Origin of the sequence: Leptothoe sp. PORK10 BA2 (genome assembly GCF_034932105.1) — a bacterium.
GTDB lineage: Bacteria > Cyanobacteriota > Cyanobacteriia > Phormidesmidales > Phormidesmidaceae > Leptothoe.
The window spans coordinates 1-15,043 of record NZ_JAYGIG010000164.1 but is presented as its reverse complement, the minus strand read 5'-3'; the positions used below and the strand labels follow the sequence as shown (position 1 = coordinate 15,043).

General features: G+C 42.0%; 10 protein-coding genes. All 10 read left to right on the top strand.

Annotated elements, in window-relative coordinates; all coding sequences use genetic code 11:
• On the top strand, window positions 1–538 hold a 538-nt coding region (locus VB741_RS24905), incomplete at its 5' end, for a tyrosine-protein kinase family protein (protein WP_323367928.1).
• A 76-nt stretch (window positions 539–614) separates the two neighbouring features.
• A complete protein-coding gene (locus tag VB741_RS24900) occupies window positions 615–1,727 on the top strand; it encodes a polysaccharide biosynthesis/export family protein (RefSeq protein WP_323367927.1) in 1,113 nt (370 codons plus the stop codon).
• Between the two features lie 185 nt (window positions 1,728–1,912).
• Window positions 1,913–3,166, top strand: a complete 1,254-nt coding sequence (locus VB741_RS24895; protein WP_323367926.1) for a lipopolysaccharide biosynthesis protein — start codon at window positions 1,913–1,915, stop codon at window positions 3,164–3,166.
• 43 nt (window positions 3,167–3,209) lie between these two features.
• Window positions 3,210–4,145 carry a glycosyltransferase family 2 protein gene (locus VB741_RS24890; RefSeq protein WP_323367925.1) on the top strand — a complete coding sequence of 312 codons (936 nt, stop codon included), beginning with the start codon at window positions 3,210–3,212 and terminating at the stop codon, window positions 4,143–4,145.
• A 562-nt stretch (window positions 4,146–4,707) separates the two neighbouring features.
• Window positions 4,708–5,721, top strand: coding sequence for an O-antigen ligase family protein (locus VB741_RS24885; protein ID WP_323367924.1), 1,014 nt, complete (start codon window positions 4,708–4,710; stop codon window positions 5,719–5,721).
• 408 nt (window positions 5,722–6,129) lie between these two features.
• Complete coding sequence (locus VB741_RS24880) at window positions 6,130–7,170, top strand: glycosyltransferase family 2 protein (RefSeq protein ID WP_323367923.1); 1,041 nt, start codon at window positions 6,130–6,132, stop codon at window positions 7,168–7,170.
• A 197-nt stretch (window positions 7,171–7,367) separates the two neighbouring features.
• Entirely contained in the window at window positions 7,368–8,408 is a 1,041-nt protein-coding gene (locus tag VB741_RS24875) for a glycosyltransferase family 4 protein (RefSeq protein ID WP_323367922.1), read from the top strand.
• A gap of 200 nt (window positions 8,409–8,608) precedes the next feature.
• Window positions 8,609–9,724, top strand: coding sequence for an exostosin domain-containing protein (locus VB741_RS24870; RefSeq protein ID WP_323367921.1), 1,116 nt, complete (start codon window positions 8,609–8,611; stop codon window positions 9,722–9,724).
• An 812-nt stretch (window positions 9,725–10,536) separates the two neighbouring features.
• Window positions 10,537–13,473 carry a DUF4347 domain-containing protein gene (locus tag VB741_RS24865; RefSeq protein ID WP_323367920.1) on the top strand — a complete coding sequence of 979 codons (2,937 nt, stop codon included), beginning with the start codon at window positions 10,537–10,539 and terminating at the stop codon, window positions 13,471–13,473.
• A gap of 1,257 nt (window positions 13,474–14,730) precedes the next feature.
• Window positions 14,731–15,043, top strand: a 313-nt coding sequence (locus VB741_RS24860) for a Wzz/FepE/Etk N-terminal domain-containing protein (protein WP_323363790.1), incomplete at its 3' end; no start/stop codon positions are given.

Below are 15,043 nucleotides of genomic sequence, written 5' to 3'. Positions count from 1 at the left end.
GCGTAGACCTGCTCAGCACGCTATTTGGGGGTTGCCTAATGTACAGGGTTTGAGTAATTTTGCGGTGGGTGAAGTGGCCCTTAAGGACGCTATTGTTCTTCAAGAACCCAACTTGCATGTGTTACCGGCGGGCATTATTCCATCTAACCCCCTGGCGATTCTGGAATCTCAACATATTGCACCTCTCCTGAATGCCTGTGAGAAAGCCTATGACTACATCATTATTGATACGCCACCGATTTTAGGTCTAGCGGACGCCCTTACTATAGGACGTGCCACCGATGGAATTTTGCTGGTCATGCGTCCTGGAAAGGCGGATGCTGATAGCATCTTTGCCACAAAGACAATGTTGTCCCAGTCTCAACAGAAAGTGCTCGGTCTAGTGGCTAACGGCATTGATGTGAAGGGTAGGCCTGATCACTACTTTTCTAAAAAACAGGACTATTATCTGCTGAATAATAGGTCATCACAAGTCATGGATAGCTCCAATAATACCCATGACGTTAATGGTCAGGTTAGTGTGAACAGTCACCTTTAGGGTTATGGGGTAACGATGTATAGCTCTTTGAATTAATGGTATCAACCTAGGTAATATAAATTCTCTTAAACAAAAAATGGCTCAATTTAGCTCAAATCCGATACGCTCCGCTGTGCCCTTTCTCTTGGGGCTGATCTGTTGTACTCCGCTGGCAGCAGTTGCTCAATCTTTACCGCCCCTACCGCCAGTGGAGCCAACGCTGCCTACTGTTAATAACAGTCCTAATAACAGTGCAATTAATAACAGTGCGGTTCTGGCCAATACGGTTTCCCGTGACTATGCCTCATCATCCTATTTATTAGGGCCGGGGGATCGGATTGAAGTGAGTGTCTACAGCTTTCCTGAATATACGGGGCCGATGTCGGTCTTGCCTGATGGAACGATTATTTTGCCTATTGTTGGCAAAGTGATGGCGGCTGGAAAAACCACCGATCAGCTGACCCAAGACCTGACCCGTGTCTTAAACACAATTCTTGTGGATCCTGCTGTTTCCGTTAGTTTAAATGCGCTACGGCCCGTTGTGATTAATGTGGCGGGTGAGGTTTATCGCCCAGGGCCCCTTCAGCTGCAAGACGCAACTGATGTTACCGGGGCAGCCGCTTATTCTCCCCCCTATATTAGTGAAGCATTAGTGCAAGCTGGGGGCATTCGACGGACAGCGGACATTCGCCAGGTAGTGGTTATTCGCGAGTTGCCAAATGGCAATACTGTGAGAACAAACGTCAATCTTTGGGATGCTCTCTGGTCTGCCACAGTGCCTGAAGAAATGTTGCTGAGGGATGGGGACCTGGTATTTGTTCCTCGTTTGCCAGAAGGAGAAGAACTGGTTGATAACCGTTTACTGGCGACATCGAGCCTAGCTCCGGATACGGTTCGGGTTCGAGTTGTGGGTGAGGTAACTCGACCTGGCGAAGTTGCGGTACCTCCAAATAGTTCTTTGTCTAGTGCTGTTGCGATCGCAGGTGGTCCCACCGATGATGCCAGGCTCAAAGAAGTTGTCTTTATTCGCATGGACGACACTACGGGTGAAGTAATGCAGGAGGTTGTCGACCTTCGAAATCTAGTAGACACCTACCAGATTCAAGATGGAGATGTTGTTGTTGTACCCAAAACAACAAGCGGATCAGTCTTAGACTTAGCTGCTCGATTGATCAATCCTTTAAATTTCTTGTTGAACTTATTTGACTAGGTAACTAAAAGAGTATTGAAAATCATCCTTAGCCTCTAACCAAAGGATGCTCTAATCAATAATAATTTGCAAGTAATAGTGATCAGCTTGCCAATTAAAAATAGGAATAGAAAGAGAAAGTTCACATCTACTATAGGTAGTCTTACTAAACAAATCGCACCATAATGCACCAGAAATTCAGGCGATTGCTTTCTGACAAGCTTGTCAAAAACATGGGTTGGCTAGCAGCAAGCGAAGTATTTAGACGGGTAATCCGCATTGGACTCGTGGTTGTTCTAGGCCGCGTTTTCTCTGCTGAAGAATATGGCCTGATGGCTATCATCTTCGCAGTTACCGAATTTTCAATTGTTTTTATACAAAAGGGTGGAGTTGCACCCAAGATAATTCAAGCTGATGAGAAAGACTTTGATGAATTAGTAGAAACAGCATATTGGACTAACTGGATTTTATGTGTAGGCATATTTCTATTCCAGTGCTCGTTAGCATTTCCTATTGCACTATTCTATGGAAATGAGAAATTAGTATTACCTATTATCATAACAGCAGCTAATTATCTGGTGAATCCGTTTTACGCTATTCAAGATGCTCTAATTCGACGAGAAAATAGACTTAAAATTGGAGCTATAGCGACAGCCTTAAACTCTGTAGTTAGCCAATCTTTAGTAGTAATCCTAGCACTTGCAGGAATGGGAATTTGGAGTATCGTTTTTGCTCTAATGATTTCTCAATTTTGCTGGCTAACTGTGTATAGAAGAAATCATTCTTGGCGTCCAAGTGGGAAATTTACTCTTAAAAAGTGGCGCGATATATTTAGTCTTTCGAAATATACCCTAGGTATTGAGATACTCAATTACTTAAGATCTAATGTTGATTATTTATTAATTGGAAAATTCTTTAGTGTCGAACAACTTGGTCTTTATTTTTTCGCTTTTAATGCTGGCCTAGGAGTTAGCCTGACCGCAATTAATATGGTTTCAAACTCAGTTTTTCCTTATTTATGTGAAGCAAAAGATAACATGACCGCCTTGAGGCAAGGCTATACAAGAAGTCTAAAAATTTGTGCCGCTATCATATTTCCATTAGTAATACTCCAAAGCAGCTTAGCCCCAATTTATGTCCCCATTGTGTTTAGTCCAAAGTGGATTCCAGCCATACCAATTTTGATTATGATCTGTCTGTCAGCCTTGCCTAGACCGTTCGCCTTAGTTTCAGAACAGCTTTTGTTGGTCGTTGGTCGTGGCGGAGATGGGCTAAAGTGGAATATTTTCTTTACGATTGTCTTTACTCTATCTATTGTTGTGGCAGCTCAATTTAATATTTTTGTCGTGGCAGCAACTGTTTTAGGAGTCCATCTATTACTCCTGCCTATGTTTAATATTCTAGTATCAAAATCAGTATTTTCTAGGGATAGGAACCTTCCTATAACTAATGCCAACTAAGCCTAATTCTAGATATTAACAGTTCTTTTTCAGAACCACTATCATGACATCTAATTTGCTTGTTTCTATTGTTATTCCAGCGTATAACGCAGCTAAGTTTCTATCGGAGGTGATTCAGTCTGTATTAAATCAGTCCTATCAAAATTGGGAGCTACTAGTTATTGATGATGGATCAACGGATAACACTGCGGAATTAGTAAGCAAATATTCTAAAAAAGATAGCCGGGTTCGTCTTATTTCCAAGGAAAATGGCGGCGTCTCTGTAGCACGAAATTTAGGGGCTCAGCTTGCTGAAGGTGAACTCATTGCCTTTTTAGATTCAGATGATTTATGGCTACCAGACAAAATATCAGCCCATGTCAACTATATGAGTTCTCATCCTCAGGTTGGCGTAAGTTTTGCAAGGGTTGAACTGATAGAAACCAATGGGAAGACTACCAATAAACTGACTGATAATATTACAGACACTCTTCAACCCCAAGATCTGTTCTACAGTAATCCAACCGTTACAACCTCAAATCTGGTTATTCGAAAATCAGTATTTCAAGCTTTAAATGGATTTGATGAATCAATGCAATATAACGAAGATATAGATCTTCTTTTTAGACTTGCAATTCAAGACAAATGGAAGATTAAAGGTATCGATCAGGTGCTGGTCCAATATCGCTTACATTCTTCCGGTCTATCGTCAACTCTGATGAAAATGGAGGAAGGTTGGATAATTTTGATGAATAAGGCACGTCAAAAAGCCCCCCATTTAGTTGATGAGCATTATCGTGCTGCAAAAGCTGCTCAACTACAGTACTTAGCGAGACAAACGTTACGGCTGAATATGTCGGCATTCCTAGGAGTTTATTTTGTTAATCGAGCACTAGCCAGTAATTGGAAAAACCTCTACAAGACTCCTAAACTAATCGTTTTAGCCCTCCTCATATATACTAAATTCGCGACATTTAACACAGTTAAGTTAAGTATCTGAGATCTTATTAGGACGGCGTTAGTCTGATTGAGTTATGAAAACAGAATTTATCATTTTTCGACAGTTATTTGATGATAGATTATCGGGCGTACTATGCTAAAACTTCCAAGATATTTAGCCTGGATAATTCACCAGGGTTTTGACTAAAGCCCTAACCCTTATAGGTAGTCTGCTTCAGCTTTCATGTATAAAAACACACTGTCGAAAATATAGAATCGCCAAATTACCTGCAGGGCAAAAGATTCAAGCGTTTTTAGCGTAGGGTCATGAATAATGCAGGTTAGAATATATTTTTGTTTGTTTTGCCCTGTGGTTCTTCTTTGGAAATCCCATCTATTTGATTACAAGTGGTGGTGCCGGACAGCTCGTAGACGTTTATACCGACAATACTAATTTCTTGTTGCCTGCCATAAGCATGGCAATTTATGCAACATCTTTCTCGTTATTACTGTTTCGCTGGAGACTTATATTGACTCGATTGTGTTCGAGCCCTCAAGCAATACTTTTAGTTATTTTTATGCTTTTTATATTAGCTTCATCTCAGTGGTCGTTCAGACCCTCTATGACTTCACGTCGCAGCATACTTTTACTAGGTTCTACCGCACTTTCAATTTATTTATCATTCAGTTTTAGCTTTAAACAGCAGCTTCGATTTCTAGTAATAGCCCTAGGAATAAATGTGATTGTCTGTTTCATTTTCGGACTGCTATTACCGAAATATGGAATAATGCATGATGTTCATGCAGGGGCCTGGCGAGGTGTACACTCACACAAAAATAAGTTAGGTTCACAGATGGCCCTAACCACAGTATTTTTGCTCACCACCCAATATTCTCATCTCTTTAAGCGAAGGGCTAGTTTATGGATCACCGGTGTAATGCTACTATCTGCATTCATGGTTGTAGCCAGTAAATCTACTACCGGATTGCTCACTACAGCAGCAATGGCGCTGACATTTCTTATCTGTAATACGCTAAGGCTCAGTTATCGGTACATGGTCATTGGCGTTAGCTCCATCGTGCTAATTTTAGGGGCAGTATCTATTTATATTCAATCTGAAGCTGACGCGATACTAGGAATATTTGGTAAAACCACTGGCCTATCAGGACGAGATGAAATCTGGCCAGGTATCTGGCACATGATTTCCCTTAGACCCTTTTTAGGGTATGGATATGAGGGCTTCTGGGGGACCGCTGGCGGTCCAGCTGACCTTTTGCGCCAAATTGTAGGCTGGCCTGCACCCAATGCTCATAATGGGTTTCTTGAAATCTTACTAGCTGTAGGTTGGATTGGTGGAATCTTCTTCTTTGCCAGTTTTCTTGTCACAACGGTTAAGTCTTTTCAGCTAGTCCGGATGAGCAAACAGTCTTATGCTATTTACCCTGTTCTCATTTTAGTCTTTCTCGTACTGGGCAATATGACAGAGAGTAACTTCTTTAATCACGATGTTTGGATATTATACGTTTGGGTATCTTTATCTTCTATACAGATATCGGACACATCTTTAAAAGAGAGAGCTAAATCCATTGAAGTTTCCAACGCTTCAGAAAGAGCCTCACCATTTTATCCATCCTAGCTCTCTTAGCATGAAAAACATTTATAAAGTTTTTTATTAGTCTGAAATTCTGCAAGTCATGATGATCTAACCTATTTTCAGTTTTTTCTCTGAGGGTCTTCTCTTAGATTGTATTATACAGAAACATATAATAGACCTGTTGCGATGTAAGAACCTAATAGGCCTTAAATCCCTGCCAGTTATGAATTCTAGTGAATTTTACGTTACAAAAAACTGAATCCATCGATATCAAAGGGTTTGAGCTATATTGTTTGTCTATGTTGCAACACCTCTAATATACGAATCCCTGTAGTAGGCATTTGGGCTATCAAGAGATTTTTTCAAATTAATTATCTTTTAGTCAAGACTCTATCGATGGAATGCCGTTTAGTCTGTCTAAAAAGATTTCTTCATAGTAGGAGATTTTGAATGAAAAGTGAGCTTGTATCTGTCATCATTCCAGTTTTCAAAGCTGAGAATTTTGTGGCTAAAACAATACAGTCGGTTTTAGACCAAACATATAGCGACCTTGAAATTATTATTGTCGATGATGGCTCGCCGGATCGAAGCATTGACATTTGTCGCAAGTTTGACGATCCAAGAATAAAAATTATTCAACAAGCGAATCGTGGACTAGCTGGTGCTCGGAATACTGGTATTAGAAATGCGACCGGAACCTATATTGCCCTCATTGATGCGGATGACATATGGGTAAAAGATAAGATAGAAAAGCATGTTGCCCATTTAGAAAAGAATTCTAAGTTGGGAGTGAGTTTTAGCTATTCCAAATTGATTGATCAGCATGATCAGCCTACAGGCTTAAAACAGATCCCAACCAAAATCAAAAATATTACAGCTCCATACATACTACGCCGTAATCCTATTGGTAACGGGTCAACGCCAGTCTTTAAACGACAGGTGTTTAAAGATATTGAATTTCTCGATAATCTGTATGGTGTAGAAGAGAAATTCTATTTCAATGAAAGCTTTAAGAGGGCTGAAGATGTTGAATGTTGGCTCAGAATAGCTTTAGAGACAGATTGGGAATGCGAAGGTATCCCGGAGCTTTTGACGCTCTATCGGATTCATCCAGGCGGGTTATCGGCCAGTTTATTACTTCAATATGAATATCTAGAAAAAATCATTGATACATACGCTGCTGCTTATCCAGATATTTTTGCTGATTCTGCGAGCCTTGCCAAGGCCTATTACCAGCGCTATATTGCTCGTCGAGCTGTAAGTGTGAGGGATTCTAAACTAGCTTTAGAGATGCTTCACAAGTCTATTTTTACTGACATGAGGATTTTGACTGAAGAGCCAGTCAAAACATTCGTTACCATGGGTGCAACATATTTCCTCTGCCTATTCCCAACGAAGCTTTATACCCAATTGGAACAAGTAGCAATGCGTTTTCTAGCAAAGAGGTTTCAAAATAGCAGTAATCTTAAAGTAGGACCCACAAAAGTCTGAAAACTTTGGCTGTAAGAATTGATAGATAGAAAGGTTTATTTCTAACTTTTCTTTGCGTAATATCTGTCTCGATCATTAGAGAGAAATTAATATTAGTTGCCTGAAATCGTATTAGATATTTTTCGTTAGCTATGTAGCTCCGAAATTTCAAAATTCACTATTTTTTCTAGACGCTTGTTTTTGAGGAATATCAATTTATGAAATGGTCTGTTGTCGCCCCTTATTTCAACCAAGATGATGTAGCTAATAATAATTGGCTTAGCAACTACACTTCAACCAAAAGCCATAGTTTCAACTTAATTGCTCGCCCAACCCCAGTTCCCAATTGGCATGAAAAATCAGTCAGATATACGACTCGGTCAGAATGGTTGGGACACTGGGAACACGCTGCTCTAGCTCTGAATAGTGATGCGGACGGAATAATCACCTTGTTTCCTCAGCTACCAGCAGCTATTGGCCTACAAAAAATTTTTAAGCATACTAATAAACCAGTCGTTGCCTGGACATTCAACATTGGTAACTACAGAGTTGGAACTTTGCGTCGATTGCTATCGAAAATTAGTCTAAATCATATTGATTGCTTCGTAGTTCACAGTAAGCAAGAGATTGATATCTATAGTGAATGGCTAAATTTGCCTAGAAGTCGATTTAAGTTTGTGCCCTTTCCCTCTCCTGACATTGAAGTGACATTCGAAGAGGAGCGTGAATCTCCTTTTATTGCCGCTCTAGGCTCTGCTCATCGTGATTTCTCATGTTTGTTCGATGTCGTTGAGCAGTTAAATTTACCAACTGTAGTGGCGTCTAGTAAATCTGTTTTAGAAAACTTCACTATTCCAGCACAGGTAAGCACCCCTTTTGGTATTTCGAGGGACGACTGCCGGAAAATATCACAGCAGGCACGTATCAACATCGTTCCCCTTCAGGCTAAAGACGATGTAACGGCGGCTGGTCATGTAACAGTGATAGAAGCCATGCTTATGGGCCGTGCAGTTATTGTCACCGATGCCTATGGTATGAGCGATTATGTAAAACATGGTGAAACAGGCTGGTTAGTTCCACCCGGGTCTATGGAAAGTATGAAAGAAGCTATTGAACTGCTTTGGAACGATGAGGAACTCAGAAATCGTTTGGGACAAAACGCTCAAAGCTACGCTCGACAAACTTTTTCATTTCAGGGAGTAGCAAGCTCGTTAGAGAAAGTTCTTGATGATGTGACAGGTTTAGCGACTAGGGCTTGAGGAACTACTAAACCTTTTCCACGTCCAGAACTGTAGTTTTTTCGGTGGGAAAAACCTCTAGGTTTCAACTTGGACGTGGTTTAGGGTAGGGTAATACGCTCTAGCTGTTACCTATAAATCTAAGAGGCTTTCACTTAGCTCTATGTCTCATAGCCTCTGTATCTCACTCTGCTGTCAAAACAACGCTCACAAAGTTTTTTATGAAACTGAAAATTTTTTCTAGCCGAGACTATCTCCCAGAAGGTGTAGATCCAAGCTCTATACTTTATCCACTCTGGCCAGACTTACATTCTGATCTCATTTATCAATGGGCTAGTCCTTATTCTAAATACGTCCAGTGTGGGCAAAATCTTTTTGAGCTAACTTCTTTAGCTGAAGCTGAAGTAGCCGTTCTTCCCTTTGACTGGCGTAGCATACGCGGAGATTCGTGGCGCGGAAAAACCGATGAAGAGGGAGTAAAGCTTGCTGTAGAATTTGCGGAACTTGTTCGCCAAGCCGGTAAACCGTTAGTTGTTTTTTTTGGCAGTGAATGTTCTGATGAGTCTTTGCCAATAGGTAATGCTTTTATTTTTCGACAATCTGTCTATCGATCAGATTCTCGTTTTTCTGATACCCCAATATTTCCATTTTTTTGTGAAGACTTTGTTCAGAAATACCTAGATAATCAAGTTCCCATACGTAAAAAAAATCAGAAACCAACTATTGGCTTTCGTGGGTTTGCTAGACCGCCAAGCCTTGATAGGTATATCAAAACCTTCTATTATTATGGCTACAATTTAGTAAAACACTTGAAACTAGGTGTTTCACCCTATAAGGGTGAAGTCTTGAGAACTAAAGCGTTAAATGCTCTACAAACAAGCACTTTAGTCAAACAAAACATAGAAATTTTTGACCGAGCAGTTTTCTTTGAAGTCGCAAGTCCTGAAGAGAAAATGAAGACTCGCATGGATTATGTTGACAATATAGTCAATAGCGATTACATATTTTGTTGTCGCGGCTCAGGCAACTACTCCAATCGTTTTTATGAAGTTCTTTCATGTGGTCGTATTCCCATATTCTTAGATACTGACTGTAAGCTACCTTTAGACGATTTGATCGATTGGAAAAAATACTGTGTCTGGGTTGACGAAAAAGATGCGGGCAATATTGCTGAAATAGTGGCTGAATTTCATGGGCGCTTGTCTCCTTCTGAATTTGAGGATTTACAGTTAGCTTGTCGAAAAATATGGTTAGAACATCTGTCACCTGAAGGATTCTATTCAAGCAGTTTTCAAAGATTGCAAGAATATGGGAAAAATCCTAGGCAGCCTGTATGACATTGCGGAGTCAACATAGGTTCGTTTTAGTCAAAAGTAGACCCTTCTACTTTTGACTAAATTGCTGACTAACAAAACTGAAACAACGTCTGAAACCATTAGAACTTCTTTCGTTATTCTTAATAGAATGAGTCTTTTTCTAACAAGGTTGAATTGATCGAGGTGCCCTGAAATATCTAAAAAAGCTTGACTCACCCAGCTTACCAGCTTGAGGACGGAGCAGAAGCAAACCAGAAACTTGTCACTGCCTAGTAAAAAATAAGGGAATTTAAAGTTCAGATTTACCTCAGCTCCCATAGAGTTAGCTATATTCTTCATAGGCAACATCCGGCTGAAATTTAGAGCATTAGTCAGGAAAATTACTGATCTAAGTAGGTACGCTCAATTAAATTCAAGAGCTGTATAGCATGGTTACGCTATCACTGACCCATGCTGCAAAGAATTGGGCTAACCTACTTATAAACTTCATCTACGCCAAGTTTAAGCTCTTTTCTTATAGCCCCATAACACTTCTTTCATTAGTCTATTAAGACTTTGTATGCCTCTGCCATTAATAGGGTTTGAGATGACAGCTATTGAATAGGTTATTAGTAAATTCCCCTAGGCCTGCTGACTATATGTCTGGCAGGTGCTTACGGAAAACATTAGGGCACCTCTATTAATTGCCTTGACCTCAAAAACAACGTCAGAAGCCTTTAGAACGTCGTTTGCTATTCTCAATAAAATGAGTCTTTTTTGACAAAATTGAATTAATCGAGGTGCCCATTAAGAATTTTACTACCAAACATCTGTCTTACAGATGTTTTTAGGGTGTGGTTCAACAAAAAATACTTGATATTGAAATGAAACAAGCTGCCACTCTAAATTCTATCGCTGTCTCAAAGACTGATAGCTCCATTCAACATTTTCAAAAGCATACGCAAACTAAGATGACCACAACTGCACAACAGGTTGTTATTTTTGATGGGCAAGTAGAGGACTTATCAGTATTACTATCTGGACTATTGCCAGGGGTGACTACCCATGTGCTCTCGCCTGAGCAGAACGGCATTGACCAGATCACCGAGATTCTGGCACAGCGGCCAACAGCATCGTTGACACTTGTCGCCCACGGATTTCCAGGTGGGCTCAAGCTCGGAACAGAATATCTGGAGTTGAGTACCCTGGACAACTACGCTAGTCAACTACGAAGTTGGTTTGACCCAAGTGTGGTCGGTCAGTTTAACTTACTGGCTTGTAATGTGGCTGTTGGTGATGCAGGAGCTGAGTTTGTTGAGAAACTGCAGGCTGTCAGCAATGCAAAAGTTACTGCTAGTAGCAGATTGGTTGGTAATGGGTATTGGCCATCTGTAGCGACTGAAGTTTTTACCCCCCATACGTTACAAGCCTATCGCTTCACACTTGCTTGGGAAGTTGTAGGAACTCCACAATTTTCGGCTCAAGTTATTGAAACAGCTGATTTAGAGGTCAGTGGGGAGACTCCCTATGTTGTTTACAAAAACAGAAACGACACTCAGCTCACAATCAGCAAGTTTGAAAATAATGTTTGGACTAGTGTAGGCGTTCCTAATGTTGCCGCAGGTGGATTCGCCCTGAGTACGGATGTGGAGTTTGTTAATGGAACTCCCTATGTTGCCTATCTTGATGCAAACGATGGCGATACTACTAAAGTAATTCGCTTTGATGGAACCAATTGGGTTCCTGTGGGTAATGCAGTATCTTCTAATGGGGCATCTTCGATTGATCTAGAGACGGGCAGCGATGGAAAGCTTTATGTTCTCTATCGGGATGCTGCTCATGGCGGGCGAGCAACCCTTCGAGTGCTCGACAACAACACGTGGGTACCTGTTGGCCCTGAGGGATTTTCTCTTGGGCCAATCCTCCAAGAGTCGGGTATTTCACAGTCAGATTTGAAAATCGGCAATGACGGAACGCCCTATGTTGTCTATAACTATACGAGTGGTGGTGTCGGTAATGTTGTTGTGCAGTCTTTTAACACCACTACTGGCTGGACAACTGTCGGCAACACGAGTTTTGAAACTGGAACCGTGAGATTTCCAAATTTGGCAATCCAGAATGGGGTTCCCTATGTTGCTTATAGCGATCCTAACGATGGCAAGAAGGCATACGTTCAAACCTTTGTCAATGGCAATTGGACCTTGGTGGGCAGTCCTGTCTCTACAGCGTCCGCATTTTCTCCTGATCTAGAATTTGACAGTGCAGGCATTCCTTATCTGGTGTATCCAGAGGCAGCCGCTGCCGATCGGGCAACTGTTAAGAAATTTGTCAATGGCGCCTGGGTAGATGCTGGCGATTTTGCTTTTTCCACTAGTGCTGCGCCTTATACGGATGTAGCCATTAGCAGCAGTGGCATTCCCTATGTTTTGTATCGAGATGAGACAGACGGTGGCGGTAAATCAAAAATCACTGTTGAAAGATTGCCTGACAATGTTGTTCCAGATACGATTGCGCCTAATTTAGTTAGTATTACGCGACAAACACCGAGTACTGAAACTACCGATGCAGATACTTTAGTATTTCAGGTGGCCTTTAGTGAAGATGTTCAAGGAGTTGATGCAGGAGACTTTGCTCTGACCGACGATGACATTAATGTCAACCTGAATGTAACGGCTGTTAATGCAAGTCTCTATAATATTTCCGTTTCGGGTGAAGATTTAGAGGACTTTAACGGCGTTATTGGTCTAGAGCTCGCAGCAAGTCCAACCATTACGGATTTGGGAACAGCTCCTAACAGCCTTTCTACGGTGGCTCCGGTTACGGTTCAAACTTACACTCTGAGCAATTCAGATGATGACGACGATGATGGCGATGACGACGATGACGACGATGGCGGCGGTGACGGTAATGGGAATGGAGGGACTGATGACAGCTTACTTACTCCATTTTCTGGGATCGATGTTGTAGGCTTAACTCGGTTAGGTTCTTCAAATACGGTTCAATTTCAGCTGACTCAGGGAGAGATTACCGATGTCAGTGAAATTGTTATCTTTAGGACCGATGCCTTTGGTGAGAACGATACTGAACTCACTCGATTTTCGATTCTACAAACCGATGAGCTTCCATCTTCCTATAGTCCTGTTTTTACCATCGACAGTAGTTTGATTTCAGAGGGTGAATTTCTACAGTTTGCGTTCATTGAAAACGGGGTAACCCAGTTTGCGAGCCTGACGACTATCACCAACAGCGAAGTTTCGCTAACCTTTGATAATGGGGTTCAGCTAACAACTTCTGTTGTGAATGAATCTTCAACGACTAACCTGTTAGTCAACGACGCACAGTCCATAGACCTGACAGGCCTGATGGGCTCACTTGACGTAACCTTTAATGTTTTCCGCGAAGCTGCTGATGACAACACGGTAGGATTCTATGTGACAGAAACTGCTGATGGTGGTGTTCGGGATCCTCTGACTAACGCCATTCTACTTCCAGGAGACGCGGGGTATAAAGAGGCTGCGATCGCAAATCGATTAGATATTGAGCTAACGGGCCAAAATGGCCAGGTCAGCACATTTGAAGCATCGATGACAGCTGGCCTACAGCTAGGTATCTTTGTGATTATCGATGGTGCTGATGCTACAACCAACGACGTAGTATTTAGCTATGGTCAAGCCAATGGCGGTGCCGACCATATTAGACAGTTGGGTGACAATACCTTTGGGATTGAGGACCAGCCAGCTCTTGGAGACATGGACTTCGACGATCTGGTGGTAGAGTTCTCTATCCGTTGAGTACTTTTGATGCCCACGTCATAGTACGCTCAACTCGATAGGGCTGAATCTGTGGCATAGCGGGGAATAGGGCAGCAGCGGATCGGATGTTCCGCCGTTCTATCCTATTCCCCAATATAGCCATATTGATCTACCGCTAAGGTAGCAACGTTCTGGTTTGGTCATCATTTATTCATCGTCGGACTGGGTCGATCCCATCATGCGCTTACGGCCAGCACTGATAATAATCGCCTCGGGGATTAGCCTATACAGCCCTGGGCGACCTGGCTGAGTAAACAGGTATACACAACTGCACCGCAGGCCCAAAACGATAATCCACAATCTGACCCACACAGTTACCGGTAGCGGTTTACACTTCTAGTCCCACCATGGGCTAAGCTGCCGCCTTAGGTAGGGTTTGCTGAACAATCCAGAAACACTGGTATATAGTCGTTTTAGCTAACGAAGTCGAAGTTAAGTGCAAGGCCATTTAACGATTTTTCAATGGTTTCAGCCGATTCACCTTTGCACCGATCTATCGATACAGCCTGAAAAGATAACCTATTTGCGTCGGTTCAGCCCTGAAAAAAGCAGATGAGACTTTTTCAGCAAGCCCTAGGTAACTCAGCCCCTTGGGCACTGAGCACAATGCTATTCGCCCCGATATTGAAAATCCGATCCCAGCTATAGATGGGACGCTGGCGCTGTCACACTGGCCCTTTACCCACCAAAGCCACCACAACTTTTTGGGTTAGATCCACCAGCAATCCATCCACCAACCCCAGTTCATCCGTGGTGTCATAATCGAGCATTAACCGGCCAAGCAATGTGGCCCTTGCCGTAGGACAGACTCATGCGCTATTGGAGTCAATCAGGGTTGAGGTGAATTGACTAGGTGCATTCACTAGTTTCATTTCACTATGATTTGTTCCCATTCTTTATCAGGGTTTTAGAAAATTGAACCATGCTATGAAGTTCTCATGCCTAGGCCCAATGATCACTGTAATTCATTACCCTGCTTGAAAGAATGGATAAATCTCTGCTAGAAGGGGCTGATACATCATTCCTAGGTGTCTCTATAGTCACCTGTGCTAGGTGGTTCTACTGATAATAGTTCTACTGGTCATGATTGTTTTGTCGAGTCCTAGTCCGTTCCCTCACACTTCAATGAAGTAGCTTGTTGAAAACTTTATATAGATTGATATTTAGATTTTAATCTCTGATATTGCATCCGTTACCCTCCCCGTCGTAGTTCGTTCCTTTTCCCAGTGAGGCTCAATGGCATCTAAAGATAACTCTGTTCAAGAGATTGAAATAGATTTACATAAGTATTGGCTAGTTATTCAGCGTCGCTGGCTAATTGTGTTGACGGTTTTTGGCCTAACGGCAACCGGTGCTGTCGCTCTTGGTCTGACTCAGGAACCTAAGTATGAAGCCGAATCAAAACTTTTATTCGAAGCATCGAACCAAACATCGTCCTTGGTTGGTCTGGAAGGTGCTGACCGAGAGCTAAAAGCGTTAACCAACTTGGATAACCCCCTCGATACCCAAATCGAGGTTTTCCGTTCTACCCCCATCGTCCAGAAAGTGA